This window comes from Variovorax sp. 01N425, from assembly GCF_056399465.1.
On record NZ_JBFTRJ010000019.1, the window covers coordinates 1 to 14,512 of the forward strand.

13 protein-coding genes are annotated in these 14,512 nt (G+C 68.8%); 9 read left to right on the forward strand and 4 right to left on the reverse strand.

What is annotated here, in order from left to right:
- From AC1DSC_RS27545 to fahA, 6 genes are all read left to right on the forward strand, one after another.
- Nucleotides 1-636 (forward strand): MBL fold metallo-hydrolase (locus AC1DSC_RS27545; protein ID WP_478131984.1); only part of this gene is annotated, 636 nt, incomplete at its 5' end.
- Between the two features lie 133 nt (nt 637-769).
- Nucleotides 770-2,407 (forward strand): FAD-dependent oxidoreductase, encoded by a 1,638-nt coding sequence (locus tag AC1DSC_RS27550; protein ID WP_436287152.1) that lies wholly within the window; start codon nt 770-772, stop codon nt 2,405-2,407.
- Nucleotides 2,408-2,415: 8 nt separating this feature from the next.
- Nucleotides 2,416-2,610 (forward strand): DUF2783 domain-containing protein, encoded by a 195-nt coding sequence (locus AC1DSC_RS27555; protein ID WP_012745453.1) that lies wholly within the window; start codon nt 2,416-2,418, stop codon nt 2,608-2,610.
- A gap of 41 nt (nt 2,611-2,651) precedes the next feature.
- A complete protein-coding gene (hmgA, locus tag AC1DSC_RS27560; protein ID WP_436287151.1) occupies nt 2,652-3,965 on the forward strand; it encodes a homogentisate 1,2-dioxygenase in 1,314 nt (437 codons plus the stop codon).
- Nucleotides 3,962-4,939, forward strand: a complete 978-nt coding sequence (locus tag AC1DSC_RS27565; protein ID WP_436287150.1) for a Bug family tripartite tricarboxylate transporter substrate binding protein — start codon at nt 3,962-3,964, stop codon at nt 4,937-4,939. The genes hmgA and AC1DSC_RS27565 overlap by 4 nt, the downstream gene beginning before the upstream one ends.
- 25 nt (nt 4,940-4,964) lie before the next feature.
- Nucleotides 4,965-6,239 carry a fumarylacetoacetase gene (fahA, locus tag AC1DSC_RS27570; RefSeq protein ID WP_436287149.1) on the forward strand — a complete coding sequence of 425 codons (1,275 nt, stop codon included), beginning with the start codon at nt 4,965-4,967 and terminating at the stop codon, nt 6,237-6,239.
- A gap of 130 nt (nt 6,240-6,369) precedes the next feature.
- Here fahA and mrdA read toward each other — a convergent pair whose 3' ends face one another.
- The 4 genes from mrdA to AC1DSC_RS27590 form a co-directional block, all read right to left on the reverse strand.
- On the reverse strand, nt 6,370-8,337 hold the full coding sequence (gene mrdA / locus AC1DSC_RS27575) for a penicillin-binding protein 2 (protein ID WP_369664005.1): 1,968 nt from the start codon (nt 8,335-8,337) through the stop codon (nt 6,370-6,372).
- Between the two features lie 56 nt (nt 8,338-8,393).
- Entirely contained in the window at nt 8,394-8,915 is a 522-nt protein-coding gene (mreD, locus tag AC1DSC_RS27580) for a rod shape-determining protein MreD (protein WP_012745448.1), read from the reverse strand.
- Entirely contained in the window at nt 8,912-9,892 is a 981-nt protein-coding gene (mreC, locus tag AC1DSC_RS27585; RefSeq protein WP_278874873.1) for a rod shape-determining protein MreC, read from the reverse strand. The genes mreD and mreC overlap by 4 nt, the downstream gene beginning before the upstream one ends.
- 85 nt (nt 9,893-9,977) lie before the next feature.
- Nucleotides 9,978-11,021, reverse strand: a complete 1,044-nt coding sequence (locus AC1DSC_RS27590; protein WP_007833435.1) for a rod shape-determining protein — start codon at nt 11,019-11,021, stop codon at nt 9,978-9,980.
- Between the two features lie 215 nt (nt 11,022-11,236).
- Here AC1DSC_RS27590 and gatC point away from each other — a divergent pair, with 215 nt between their 5' ends.
- Genes gatC through gatB form a run of 3 tightly spaced genes read left to right on the forward strand, consistent with a single transcriptional unit; the run spans nt 11,237 to nt 14,512 of the window.
- Nucleotides 11,237-11,536, forward strand: a complete 300-nt coding sequence (gatC, locus tag AC1DSC_RS27595; RefSeq protein WP_012745446.1) for an Asp-tRNA(Asn)/Glu-tRNA(Gln) amidotransferase subunit GatC — start codon at nt 11,237-11,239, stop codon at nt 11,534-11,536.
- Nucleotides 11,533-13,020: an Asp-tRNA(Asn)/Glu-tRNA(Gln) amidotransferase subunit GatA gene (gene gatA / locus AC1DSC_RS27600; protein WP_436287148.1), complete on the forward strand. Its 1,488-nt coding sequence runs from the start codon at nt 11,533-11,535 to the stop codon at nt 13,018-13,020. Before gatC ends, gatA begins: the two co-directional genes overlap by 4 nt.
- 1 nt (nt 13,021) lies before the next feature.
- Nucleotides 13,022-14,512 (forward strand): Asp-tRNA(Asn)/Glu-tRNA(Gln) amidotransferase subunit GatB, encoded by a 1,491-nt coding sequence (gatB, locus tag AC1DSC_RS27605; protein ID WP_307593039.1) that lies wholly within the window; start codon nt 13,022-13,024, stop codon nt 14,510-14,512.

Below are 14,512 nucleotides of genomic sequence, written 5' to 3' on the forward strand. Positions count from 1 at the left end.
GTGGAGCGCGGCGAACAGGACAAGGCCAGCGAGATCGGCCGCTTCCCGCGCCTGTTCCAGAACGTCGAGACGGTGCCGCCGGGCCTGACCTGGCCCACCATGACCTTCACCGGCAAGATGACGCTGTGGCTCGGCAAGCTCGAGGTGCAGCTGATCCAGCTGGGCCGCGGCCACACCAAGGGCGACACCGTCGTCTGGCTGCCCGGGGAGCGCACGCTGCTGTCGGGCGACCTGGTCGAGTTCGGCGCCACGCCGTATGCGGGCGACGCCTACTTCCAGGACTGGCCGCAGACGCTGGACAACATCGCCGCGCTCAAGCCGGCCGCGCTGGTGCCCGGCCGCGGCGCCGCGCTCACCACGCCGGCCGAAGTGGCCGAGGGCCTGGCCGGCACGCGCAACTTCATCTCCGACGTGTATGCCAGCGTGCAGGAAGGCGTGAAGGCCGGCCGCGACCTGAACACGGTCTACAAGGACACCTACGCCAAGCTCAAGCCCAAGTACAGCCAGTGGGTGATCTTCGACCACTGCATGCCCTTCGACGTGAGCCGCGCGTACGACGAGGCCTCGGGCCATGCCGATCCGCGCGTGTGGACGGCCGAGCGGGACATCGAGATGTGGAAGGCGCTCGAGGGCTGACCGGTTTTGCTCCCTCCCCTCCCGGGGGAGGGCTGGGGTGGGGGCACGCGGCGCCCGCAACGAGCGCAGTCAGCCCCCATCCCAGCCTTCCCCCGGAGGGGGAAGGAGCAATACAAAAGACACGGAGACAAACGTGATCGACTATCAAAGCCTGCGCTTCGACTACAGGCGCCATGCCGACCAGGATGCGTCCAAGCCCGCCCGCCACCCGGTGGTGATCGTCGGCGCCGGCCCGGTCGGCCTCACGCTCGCCATCGACCTGGCGCTGCGCCAGGTGCCGGTGGTGCTGCTCGACAACGACAACACCCTGTCCAGCGGCTCCCGCGCGATCTGCTTCGCCAAGCGCACGCTCGAGGTGTTCGACCGCCTTGGCTGCGGCGACCGCATGGTCGACAAGGGCGTGTCGTGGCACGTGGGCAAGGTGTTCTTCCACGGCGAGCAGGTCTACCGCTTCGACCTGCTGCCCGAACCCGGCCACGAGCGCCCGGCCTTCATCAACCTGCAGCAGTACTACGTCGAGGGCTACCTCGTCGAGCGCGCCGCCACCCTGCCGCTGATCGACCTGCGCTGGAACAACAAGGTCACGGGCATCGAGCCGCGCGATGACGGCGCGCTGCTGACCATCGAAACGCCCGAAGGCAGCTACCAGCTGGCCGCCGATTACGTCGGCGCCTGCGACGGTTCGCGCTCCAACCTGCGGCAGCTGATGGGCCTCGAAGCCAAGGGCCGCACTTTCCGCGACCGCTTCCTGATCGCCGACATCACGATGGACGCGGACTTGCCCACGGAGCGCCGCTTCTGGTTCGACCCGCCGTTCCACCCCGGCCAGAGCGTGCTGCTGCACAAGCAGGCCGACGGCATGTGGCGCGTCGACTTCCAGCTCGGCTGGGACGCCGACCCGGTGGAAGAGCGCAAGCCCGAGAACATCACGCCGCGGGTGCGCGCGCTGCTCGACAGCATCGGCTTCGAGGGCGTGCAGTTCCAGATCGGCTGGGCCAGCGTCTACACCTTTGCCTGCCAGCGCATGGAGCGCTTCCGCCATGGCCGCGTGCTGTTCGCGGGCGACTCGGCGCATGGCGTGTCGCCCTTTGGCGCGCGCGGCGCCAACTCGGGCGTGCAGGACGCCGACAACCTCGCCTGGAAGCTCGCGGCCGTGCTCCAGGGCGAGGCACCCGACGCGCTGCTCGACAGCTATGCGAGCGAGCGCGAATACGCGGCCGACGAGAACATCCGCCACTCCACGCGCGCCACCGACTTCATCACGCCCAAGAGCGAGGTGAGCCGGCTGTTCCGCGACGCGGTGCTGGAGCTCACCAAGCGCCACGCCTTCGCGCGCACGCTGGTCAACAGCGGGCGGCTCTCGTTGCCCGCGGTGCTGCGCGATTCGCCGCTCAACACGCCCGATGCCGATGTGTTTGCCGGTGCGATGGTGCCCGGCGCCGCGGCCGCCGATGCGCCCATCGTGCGCGCCGACGGCAGCAGCGGCTGGCTGCTGCGCGAATGCCATGTGGCGCAGTTCACGGCGCTGCTGTTCGGCACCGACGAAGCGGCCGAGCGCAGCCTGCAGGCGCTGAAGGCCTGCGACCTTCCGCTGCACGTGGTGCGCGTGGAAGGCGCGACGCCCGCAGGCGGGCTCGCCGTGCAGCGCTACGACGCGCAGCCCGGCACCGTCTACCTGCTGCGGCCCGACCAGCATGTGTGCGCGCGCTGGCGGCAACCCACGGCAGAAAACATCCGCGCAGCCATCGGCCGCGCACTGGCCAAGGCATGAGGACCACCATGCAACAACAACTGATCACCGCACCGAACCTCGAAGCGCCCGACGATTTCTACGAGGCGCTGATCGAGGCGCACCAGGGGCTTTCCACCGAGGAGAGCCACGCCTTCAATGCGCGGCTCGTGCTCGTGCTGGCCAACCACATCGGATCGCTGGCCGTGCTGCGCGAGGCCTTCGAGGCCGCGCGCGGCAGCTGAACACGGGCCGGCTCTCGCCCTGATTTTCGAAAGAGAACACCATGACCAACCCAACCGCCCATACCGAGCGGCGCTACCAGAGCGGCTTCGGCAACGAGTACGCCTCGGAAGCCGTTGCCGGCGCCCTGCCGCAGGGCCGCAACAACCCGCAGCGCGCGCCCTTCGACCTCTACACCGAGCTGCTCTCGGGCACCGCCTTCACCGCGCCGCGCCATGAGAACCGCCGCAGCTGGCTGTATCGCCGCCAGCCTTCGGTGGTGTCGGGCCGCTACCAGCCGTATGCGCAGGCGCACTGGACCACCGGCGCCGACCGCGAGATCGCGCTGCCGCCCGAGCCGCTGCGCTGGCATCCGCTGCCGCTCGAGGGCGGCGCGGCCGCAGCGGACTTCATCGACGGCATGCACACCATCGCGGCCAATGGCGATGCCGAATCGCAGGTGGGCATCGGCTCGCTGATGTACCTGGCGGGCCGCTCGATGGACAAGCGCGCCTTCGTCAACGCCGACGGCGAGATGCTGGTGGTGCCGCAGCAGGGCCGCCTCGTGATCACCACCGAGCTCGGCGTGCTCGACGTGAAGCCCGGCGAGATCGCGCTGCTGCCGCGCGGCATGGTCTTCAAGGTGGCCTTGCCCGACGGGCTCTCGCGCGGCTACGTCTGCGAGAACTACGGCGCGCACTTCCGCCTGCCCGAGCTCGGCCCGATCGGCTCCAACGGCCTGGCCAACGCGCGCGACTTCCAGGCGCCCGTGGCGGCCTTCGAGGACGGCGGCGGCGCCTACGAGCTGGTGAAGAAATTCGGCGGCCGCTTCTGGAAGGCGCCGGCCAGGCAGTCGCCCTTCAACGTGGTCGCCTGGCACGGCAACCTGGCGCCGGTGAAGTACGACACGGCCAATTTCATGGTGATCGGCTCCATCAGCTTCGACCATCCCGACCCGTCGATCTTCACCGTGCTGACTTCGCCGAGCGACACGCCCGGCACCGCGAACTGCGACTTCGTGATCTTTCCGCCGCGCTGGATGGTGATGGAAAACACCTTCCGCCCGCCGTGGTTCCACCGCAACCTCATGAGCGAGTTCATGGGCCTTGTGCTCGGCGAATACGACGCCAAGCCGGGCGGCTTCAAGCCCGGCGGCGCAAGCCTGCACAACTGCATGGTGCCGCACGGCCCCGACGAGGAAGCCTTCGACAAGGCCACGCATGCCGACCTGAAGCCGCACAAGCTGGACAACACGCTGGCCTTCATGTTCGAGAGCCGCTACCGGTTCATTCCGACGGACTTCGCGCTCAAGAGCCCCGCGCTCGACACCGATTACGCCGACTGCTGGGCGGGCCTGAAGGACCAGTTCAAGCCATGAAGAACGCATTCGGTACCACGCGCCGCGCGGCCGCCATCGCGCTGCTCGCCGCGCCCCTGCTCGCGGCGCATGCGGCGGAGTTTCCGTCGAAACCCATCCGCTTCATCGTGCCCTACACGCCCGGCGGCACCACCGACCTGGTGGCGCGCACCGTGGGCCAGCAGGTCTCGCAGAAGCTGGGCCAGCCGGTGCTGATCGACAACCGCGCCGGCGCGGGCGGCAACATCGGCATGGACGCCGTGGCCAAGGCCGCGCCCGATGGCTACACCATCGGCTTCGGCGCCATTTCGACCAATGCGCTCAACCCGCACATCTACAAGTCGATGGCCTTCGATCCGCGCCGCGACTTCACGGCCATCAGCCTGCTCGGCACCTCGACCATCGTGCTCGAAGTGCCCGCCAGCTCGCCGATCAGGTCGGTGTCCGACCTGGTCGCGGCCGCAAAAAAGAACCCCGGCCTGCCCTACGCCACGGCCGGCGCCGGCACCTCGATGAACCTGGCGGGCGTGATGTTCGCGCAGATGACCGGCACCGAGCTCGTGCACGTGGCCTACAAGGGCAGCGGCCCGGCCATCACCGACATGCTGGGCAACAACATCGGCCTGATGTTCGACAACCTGCCGGCGTCGCTGCCGCACATCCAGGCCGGCAAGCTGCGCGCACTGGCGGTGGCGGGGCCGGCGCGTTCGCCCTCGCTGCCCGATGTGCCGACGATGGCCGAGGCCGGGCTCAAGGGCTATGCGCTGGACCCGTGGTTCGGCGTGTACGGCCCGGCGAACCTGCCGGCGCCCATCGTGAAGGCGCTGAACGAAGCCTTCGTCGAGGCGCTCGCGATGCCCGAGGTGAAAGCCAAGCTGCAGCAGGCCGGCTTCTCGCCGCGCGGCTCGACCGCGCAGGAGCTGGCCACGCTCACGCAAACCGAATACCAGCGCCTGGGCGACGTCGCCAGGAAAGCCGGCATGACCGCCGACTGAACCGAATTTCAAGGAAAGACATGCCATGAGCACCACCGCACTGAACGCCACCCACGACCCGAAGCTGCGCAGCTGGGTCGCCTCCGCCAACCAAGCCGGCTGCGGCTTCCCGATCCAGAACCTGCCCTTCGGGCGCTTCCGCACGGCCGGCAGCAGCGAGGCTTTCCGCATCGGCGTGGCCATCGGCGACCAGGTGCTGGACCTGAAGGCGGCCGGCCTCGTCGACAGCGACGACATGAATGCGCTGATGAACGCGAGGGTGAAGGAGCGGCAGGCCCTGCGCGCGGCCATCTCCGCGGGCCTGGCCGAAGGCAGCAGCCAGCAGGCGGCCTGGGCCAAGGCACTGCTGCCGCAAGCCAAGGCCGAAATGGCCGTGCCCTGCCGCATCGGCGACTACACCGACTTCTACACCGGCATCCACCACGCGACCACCATCGGCAAGCTGTTCCGCCCCGACCAGCCGCTGATGCCCAACTACAAGTGGGTGCCGATCGGCTACCACGGCCGCGCCTCGTCGATCGGCGTGAGCGGGCAGGTCTTCAAGCGGCCGCAGGGCCAGACCAAGGCGCCCGACGCGGCCGAACCCGGCTTCGGCCCCTCGAAGCGGCTCGACTACGAACTGGAGCTGGGCTTCTTCGTCGGCCGCGGCAATGCGCTCGGCGAGCCGATTGCCATCGCCGAGGCCGAGGACCACCTGTTCGGCGTGGCGCTGCTCAACGACTGGTCGGCGCGCGACATCCAGGCCTGGGAGTACCAGCCGCTCGGCCCCTTCCTTTCGAAGAATTTCGCGAGCACGCTGTCGCCGTGGATCGTGACGATGGAGGCGCTGGCGCCGTTCCGCGCCCGCTTCGAGCGGCCCGCGGGAGATCCGCAGCCGCTCGCATACCTCGATGCGCCCTCGAACCGCGAAGCCGGCGCGCTCGACATCACGCTCGAAGTGCTGCTGCAGACCGCGAAAATGCGCGCCGAAGGCCTGGCGCCCGCGCGCCTCACGCGCGGCAACACCACCGAGGCCGCCTACTGGACCGCCGCGCAGCTGGTCGCGCACCACACGGTGAACGGCTGCAACCTGCAGCCGGGCGACCTGCTGGGCTCGGGCACGCTGTCGGGCCCGCAGCCCGACGAGGCCGGCTCGCTGATCGAGCTCACGCAGGGCGGCAAGCAGCCGATCACGCTGCCCAACGGCGAGAAGCGCACCTTCCTCGAGGACGGAGACACGCTGGTGATCCGCGGCTACTGCGAGCGCGCAGGCGCGGTGCGCATCGGACTGGGCGAGGTCAGCGGTACGGTGGTGGCCTGAGGTCTGCGTGTTGTCCCCTCTCCCTCCGGGAGAGGGCTAGGGTGAGGGCTACCGGCCTCACAACATTGCACGGGCTCCAAGGCTGCCGGCCCTCACCCCAACCCTCTCCCGGAGGGAGAGGGAGCAAGATTCAGGGTGCGGTCGCAGCGGCCGACGCTGCCGGCCACGCCACTTCGCTCGCCACGCGCGGCTTGCCGATCGGGGCGGTGGCCTTGCCGACCTTGATGGCGGCCATGTCGGCCTCGCTCGGATACTGGTCCATCAGCCAGTAGTCGAACACGCGGCGCGCAATGGGCGCCGCCGCGCCTGCGCCCCAGCCGGCGTTCTCGACGATCACCGCGAGCGCGATCTTCGGATCGTTGACCGGCGCAAAGGCCATGAACAGGGCGTGGTCGCGCTGGTGCTCCTCGAGCGCGCGCGCGTTGTACTTGGTGTTCTGCGCCTGCGTCACGGCCTGCGCGGTGCCGGTCTTGCCGGCCGCCTGGTAGCCTGCGCCGGCGAACACGCCGCGCGCGGTGCCGCTGGTGACCACGCTGGTCAGGCCCTCGCGGACCACCGCGACGTTGGCCGCGGTGTAGCCCAGGTTCTCGGCCGGCGGCTGCGGCAGCGGCACCACCTGCCCGCTCACGGTGTTGCGCGTGGCCAGCACGAGGTGCGGCTTGTGCTTGCGGCCGCCGTCGGCCACGATGGAGGTGGCCTGCGCGAGCTGCAGCATCGTGAAGGCGTTGTAGCCCTGCCCGATGCCCAGCGAGATGGTCTCGCCCGCATACCACTTCTTCTGCTCGGGCCGCTTGTAGGCGTTGCGCTTCCACTCTGTGCTCGGCAGCACGCCGCGCACCTCGCCGCCCAGGTCGATGCCGGTGATCTGGCCGAAGCCCAGCGGCTTCATGAAGTCGTGGATCAGGTCCACGCCCATTTCATTGGCCAGCGAGTAGTAGTAGATGTTGCTCGACAGCTGGATCGAGCGGCGCATGTCGACGCCGCCGATGTTGCCCTCGGGGCTGCCGAAGCGGTGGCCGCCGAAGTTGAAATAGCCGGGGTCGTTCACCACCACGTTGGGGCCGCGCTTGCCGGTCTGCAGCGCCGCCAGCGCCATGAAGGGCTTGTAGGTGGAGCCGGGCGGGTAGGTGCCGCGCAGCGCGCGGTTCAAAAGCGGCTTGTCGAGCGATTCGGTCAGCGCCTGCCAGCTCTCGGTGTCGATGCCTTCGACGAACAGGTTGGGGTCGAAGGTGGGCTTGCTCACGAAGGCCAGCACCTCGCCGGACTTGGGGTCGATGGCCACCAGCGCGCCGCGGCGGTCGCCGAACATGTCTTCCACCAGCTTCTGCAGCTTGATGTCCAGCGACAGCATCACGGTGTTGCCGGGCGTGGCGGGGTGGCTGGCGAGCCGGCGCACCGCGCGGCCGCCGGCCGAGGTTTCCATCTGCTCGACGCCGGTCTGGCCGTGCAGCGTCTTCTCGTAGCTCTGCTCGATGCCGAGCTTGCCGATGTAGTCGGTGCCCTTGTAGTTGGCCTGGTCTTCCTCGTCCCAGTCTTCCATCGCGGTCTTCTCGCGCTGGTTGATGCGGCCGATGTAGCCAAGCACGTGCGAGGCCAGCTCGGCATGCGGGTAGTTGCGGAACAGCCGGGCCTTGATCTCCACGCCCGGGAAGCGGTAGCGCTGCGCGGCGAAGCGCGCGACTTCCTCGTCGCTCAGGCGGGTGCGGATCGGAATGGAATCGAAGCTGCGCGAGTCCTCGCGCAGGCGCTTGAAGCGGCGGCGGTCGCGCGGCGAGATCTCGAGCACCTGGGTCAGGCTTTCGATGGTCTCCTCGACGTCGCCCACCTTCGAAGGCGTGATCTCCAGCGTGTAGGCCGAATAGTTGGAGGCCAGCACGATGCCGTTGCGGTCGAGGATCAGGCCGCGGTTGGGCACCACGGGCACGATGGCCGTGCGGTTGCTCTCGGCCTGCTCCGCCAGGTCTTCGTGGCGCACCACCTGCAGGTACACCAGGCGCGCGCACAGCAGGCTGAAGGCAAACAGCACCGCCAGGCCGATCACGACCACGCGGCGCTTGAAGCGCGCGAGGTCGGCAGCGACGTTGCGGATTTCGGTCATGGCGGGGAAAGTGCGAGCTTAGGCGCGGGCCGTGGCCATGGCAAATGCGGGCGAATTCACAGCGGCCGGTTCTCGTCGGGGTCGGGCGTGCGAAGCTGCGGCGCGAGCAGCAAGGCGGTGGCCAGCGGCCACAGCGCGGCCTCGATGGCCGGCGAGACCAGCACGCTCCAGCCCGGGAACACGCCGCCGCCGACCAGCCGCGTGATCACCTCGATGAGCTGCGACAGCGCAAAGAGCGGCAGCACCTGCAGCGCCTGCGAGGCCACCGGGTACCACAGCAGGCGCCGGTGGATGGTGATCGCGAAGAAGCCCAGCGTGGTGTAGGACAGCGCATGCTGGCCCAGCATGGACGACTGGTGCACGTCCATGCACAGCCCGAAGACGAAGGCCGCGCCGATGCCCACGCGCATCGGCTGGTGCACGCCCCAGAACACGATGGCCAGCGCGAGCAGGTCGGGCATCCATGCGGCGCGGCCGATCGGGATCATGTTGATGAGCAGCGCCACCACCAGGCTGGCCCACATGAACAGCGGGCTCACGGGCAGCAGGAGCTGCTGTTGTCCGGGACGCTTGATCATCGGGCGCGCTCCGCGGCTTTCTTGTCGGCCTTGTCGGTGGCCTTGTCCGCCTTGGCGGCCGGCTTGGCCTCGGGCTTCTTGCGCACCGCGGCGGCGGGCGCCGGGGCCGGCGGCGCCGAGGGAGCCCCGGTGGGCGCGAGCACCAGCACGTAGCGCGCAGCCGTCACGCGGGCCAGCGGCACGCAGTAGATGCGCGCAAAGGCCGAATCGGCGCGGCGCTCGATGCGTTCGATCTTCGCCACCGGCAGGCCGGGCGGATAGACGCCGTCGACGCCGCTGGTGGACAGCAGGTCGCCCTCCTGCAGGTCGGCATTGGCGGCCATGAAGCGCAGTTCCAGCCCGCCGCCATGCGCCGACGCGTCGCCGAAGGCCACGCTGCGCACGCCGGTGCGGGTGTTCTGCACGGGAATGGAAAGATCGCGGTCGATCACCAGCGTGACCTCGCTCGTGAAGGGCTGCACCTGCGTCACCTGTCCCAGCACGCCGTGCGCGTCGATCACGGGCGAGCCGGGCGCCACGCCCTGCGTGAGGCCCTGGTCGATGACGATCTTGCGCGTGTAGGGGTCGGCCGCGTCGTACAGCACCTCGGCCGCGCGGCCCGGCGCCTGGGTGGTCTGGCGCAGTTCGAGCAGCGCGCGCAGCCGCGCGTTGTCCTGCGCGAGCGTGTCGGCCTGGCTCGCGCGCTCGGCCTGCAGCATGAGCGCCTTGCGCGCCTCGTCCTCGTTGCGCTGGGCCGTCTGCAGGTCTTCGAAATAGCGGCCGCCGCCCATCACCATCTGCACCGGCTTGAGCGCCAGCCACTGCACCGGGTAGAGCACCGCGCCGACGGCCGCGCGCAGCGGCTGCACGAGGTGGAAGCGCGCATCGGCCACCATCAGGAACAGCGAGAGCGCGCCGAAGAAGATCAGCTTGCTGAGCGCCGACTGCCCCTGGTTGAACAGGGGTGGGGCTGTGCGATCGAGCGTGCCCAAGGGCATGGTTCGGACCTGGCTGTGTGCAACGTCAGATGGCAAAAAAGCCGGCCTGCGCAAGCAGAGGCCGGCCGATGATGGCTTACGCCTTTTACTCGCTCGTGAAGATGCTGCCCAGGCGGTCCATGCGTTCCAGCGCAATGCCGCAGCCGCGCACCACGCAGGTCAGCGGGTCTTCGGCCACCAGCACCGGCAGGCCGGTTTCCTCGGCCAGCAGGCGGTCCAGGTCGCGCAAGAGCGCGCCGCCGCCGGTCAGCATCATGCCGCGCTCGGCGATGTCGGCGCCCAGTTCAGGCGGCGTCTGCTCCAGCGCGTTCTTCACGGCCGAGACGATGTTGTTGAGCGGATCGGTCAGGGCTTCCAGCACTTCGTTGCTGCTGATGGTGAAGCTGCGCGGCACGCCTTCGGAGAGGTTGCGGCCCTTGACTTCCATCTCCTTGACCTCGGAGCCCGGGAAGGCCGAGCCGATGTTCTTCTTGATGACCTCGGCCGTCGGCTCGCCGATCAGCATGCCGTAGTTGCGGCGGATGTAGTTGATGATGGCTTCGTCGAAGCGGTCGCCGCCCACGCGCACCGAGCCCTTGTAGACCATGCCGCCCAGGCTGATGACGCCCACTTCGGTGGTGCCGCCGCCGATGTCCACCACCATCGAGCCCGAAGCCTCGCTGACTGGCAGGCCGGCGCCGATGGCCGCGGCCATGGGTTCCTCGATCAGGTAGACCGACGTGGCGCCTGCCGCCTCGGCCGCGTCCTTGATGGCGCGGCGCTCGACCTGGGTCGAGCCGCAGGGCACGCAGATGATGATGCGCGGGCTCGGCGTGAGCAGCGTGCGCGGGTGCACCATCTTGATGAACTGCTTGATCATCTGCTCGGTGATCACGAAGTCGGCAATCACGCCGTCCTTCATCGGGCGGATCGCCTCGATGTTGCCGGGCACCTTGCCCAGCATGGCCTTGGCCTCGCGGCCGACGGCCTGGATCACCTTCTTGCCGTGGGGACCGCCTTCGTGGCGGATGGCGACGACCGAGGGCTCGTCCAGCACGATGCCCTTGTTGCGGGCGAAGATCAGGGTGTTGGCGGTGCCGAGGTCAATCGCCAGGTCGGTGGAAAAGTACCGACGGAAAGCTCCAAACATGTGCGGAATCCTCTGGAGCACGCCTGCGCGTCGGCAGGTCGTCGCTCTGTTTTTTGGGTCGTATGACGGGGTGAATTGATCGTTTTTGGCGCAAAAGCCGGCGCGTTCGCGGGGGTTGCGGCAAAGGCGGGATAATACCCGAATCCCCTCTGAATCCCGTGTTAGCACCCTCTCCGGCGTGCGATTACTTCCGGTTTTTTCGACCGGTCCGACCCATGTCACTTTCCGCCTCAGATATTGCACGCATCGCCTCCCTGGCGCGGCTGCAGCTTGCTTCCGACGAAAGCGAGCGCATGCTCAGCCAGATCAACGGCTTCTTTGACCTGGTCGAACGCATGCGTTCGGTCGACACCGCCGGAGTCGAGCCGCTGGCCCATCCGGTGGCCGCCGTCGAGGACATCACGCTGCGCCTGCGCGACGACGTGGCAAGCGAACCCGACAACCGCGAAGCCAACCAGAAGAGCGCCCCGGCCGTCGAAGCCGGCCTGTTCCTCGTGCCGAAGGTGATCGAATGAGCGGCGAATTGCACCAGATGGGCGTGGCCGACCTGGCCAAGGCATTGGCCGAGCGCAAGGTTTCGGCCGTCGAGGCCTCGCAGGTCTTCCTGGGCCGCATGAGGGCCCATGAATCGCTCGGCACCTTCCTCGACGTGAACGAGGAAGTGACGCTGGCCCAGGCCCGCGCGGCCGACGCGCTCATTGCCAAGGGCAACGCGCCGGCGCTGGCCGGCGTGCCAATTGCGCACAAGGACATCTTCGTCACCACCGATTTCGCCACCACCGCCGGCTCCAAGATGCTCGCGGGCTACCGCTCGCCGTTCGACGCCACCGTGGTCAGGCGCCTGGCCGAGGCCGGCGCGGTCACGCTGGGCAAGCTGAGCTGCGACGAATTCGCGATGGGTTCGGCCAACGAGAACGTCGCCGTGCCCGCCGTGGGCCACGACAAGGCCGTGCCGGTGCAGAACCCGTGGAACCGCGAGCGCATTCCGGGCGGCTCCTCGGGCGCGAGCGCCGCGGCCGTGGCGGCGCGCCTGGCGCCCGCGGCCACCGGCACCGACACCGGCGGCTCGATCCGCCAGCCGGCCTCGTTCTGCGGCATCACCGGCATCAAGCCGACCTACGGCCGCGCCTCGCGCTACGGCATGGTGGCCTTCGCATCGAGCCTGGACCAGGCCGGCCCGATGGCCCGCTCGGCCGAAGACTGCGCGCTGCTGCTGTCGGCCTTCTGCGGCCCCGACCTGGACCGCGACTCGACCTCGCTCGACAAGCCCGCCGAAGACTTCGGCCGCTCGCTCGGCGATTCGCTCGAGGGCCTGCGCATCGGCGTGCCGAAGGAGTTCTTCGGCGAAGGCGTGGCACCCGGCGTGCGCGCGGCCATCGATGCGGCCCTTGTGCAGTACGAAAAGCTCGGCGCCAAGCGCGTCGAGGTGTCGCTGCCGCTCACCGAGCTGTCGATTCCCGTCTACTACATCCTGGCCGCGGCCGAAGCCTCGAGCAACCTGAGCCGCTTCGACGGCGTCAAGTTCGGCCACCGCGCCAAGCAGTACAAGGACCTGGCCGAGATGTACGAGCGCACGCGCGCCGAAGGCTTCGGCGACGAGGTCAAGCGCCGCATCATGATCGGCACCTACGTGCTTTCGCACGGCTACTACGACGCCTACTACCTGCAGGCGCAGAAGGTGCGCCGCATGATCGCCGACGACTTCCAGCAGGCCTTCGGGCAGTGCGACCTGATCGCCGGCCCGGCCGCGCCGACCACCGCCTGGAAGATCGGCGAGCACGGCGGCGATCCGGTGGCCGACTACCTGGCCGACATCTTCACGCTGCCGGCCTCGCTGGCCGGCCTGCCGGGCATGAGCGTGCCCGCGGGCTTCGACGCCGGCATGCCCGTCGGCCTGCAGCTGATCGGCAACTACTTCGGCGAAGCGAAGCTGCTGAACGCAGCCCACCGCTTCCAGCAAGCCACCGACTGGCACATGCGCACGCCGGAGGGCTTTTGAAATGAGCGAACCCGTGAACACTTTCGAAGCACAGCAAGAAGGCCGCCCGACCGGCCCGCTGGTGCGCGGCTATGAAGTCATCATCGGCTTCGAGACGCACGCGCAACTCTCGACCGCGAGCAAGATCTTCAGCCGCGCCTCCACCGCCTTCGGCGCCGAGCCCAACACGCAGGCCTGCGCGGTCGACCTCGCGCTGCCCGGCACGCTGCCCGTGATGAACAAGGGCGCGGTCGAACGCGCCATCAAGCTGGGCCTGGCGCTCGGCTCGCACATCGCGCCGCGCAGCGTGTTCGCGCGCAAGAACTATTTCTACCCCGACCTGCCCAAGGGCTACCAGATCAGCCAGTACGAGATCCCGGTCGTGCAGGGCGGCGCGGTTTCGTTCTTCCTCGGCGAAGAAAAGAAGACCGTGCGCCTGGTGCGCGCCCACCTCGAGGAAGACGCGGGCAAGTCGCTGCACGAGAACTTCATCGGCCAGAGCGGCATCGACCTGAACCGCGCCGGCACGCCGCTGCTGGAGATCGTGACCGAGCCCGACATGCGCTCCACCGCCGAGGCCGTGGCCTATGCGCGCGAGCTGCACAAGATCGTCACCTGGATCGGCATCTGCGACGGCAACATGCAGGAAGGAAGCTTCCGCTGCGACGCCAACGTGTCGGTGCGCAAGCCCGGCGAGAAGCTCGGCACGCGGCGCGAGATCAAGAACCTGAACAGCTTCAAGTTCATGCAGCAGGCGATCGACTACGAGATCAACTCGCAGATCAACGAGCTGGAAGACGGCCGCAAGATCGAGCAGGCCACCGTGCTGTTCGACCCCGACACCGGCGAGACGCGCACCATGCGCACCAAGGAAGACGCGGCCGACTACCGCTACTTTCCCGACCCGGACCTGCCGCCGCTGGCCATCGAGGCCGAGTGGATCGAGCGCGTGCGCGCCACCATGCCCGAGCTGCCGCGCGCCATGGCCGAGCGCTATGTGCGCGACCACGGCATGTCCGAATACGACGCGGCGCAGCTCACGCAGAGCCCGGCGCTCGCGCGCTATTTCGACGATGCGGTCAAGGCCGGCGCGACGCCCAAGCTCGCGAGCAACTGGATCACCGGCGAGATGGCGCGCCGCCTGAACGCGCAGGAGATCGGCATCGAGGCCGCGCCCGTCACGGCGCAGCAGCTGGCGCAGCTGGTCGGGCGCATTGCCGACGGCACGCTGCCCAACAACGCCGCGCGCCAGGTGTTCGACGCGCTCTGGACCGGCGAAGGCAGCGATGTCGACGCCATCATCGAGGCCAGGGACCTGAAGCCCATGAGCGACACCGGCGCGCTCGACAAGATCCTGGACGAGGTGATCGCCAAGAACGCGAAGAACGTCGAGGAATACCGCGGCGGCAAGGAAAAGGCGCTCAACGGCCTCGTGGGCCAGGTGATGAAGGCCAGCGGCGGCAAGGCGAACCCGGCGCAGGTGACCGAGCTGCTGAAAGCAAAATTGGGCTGA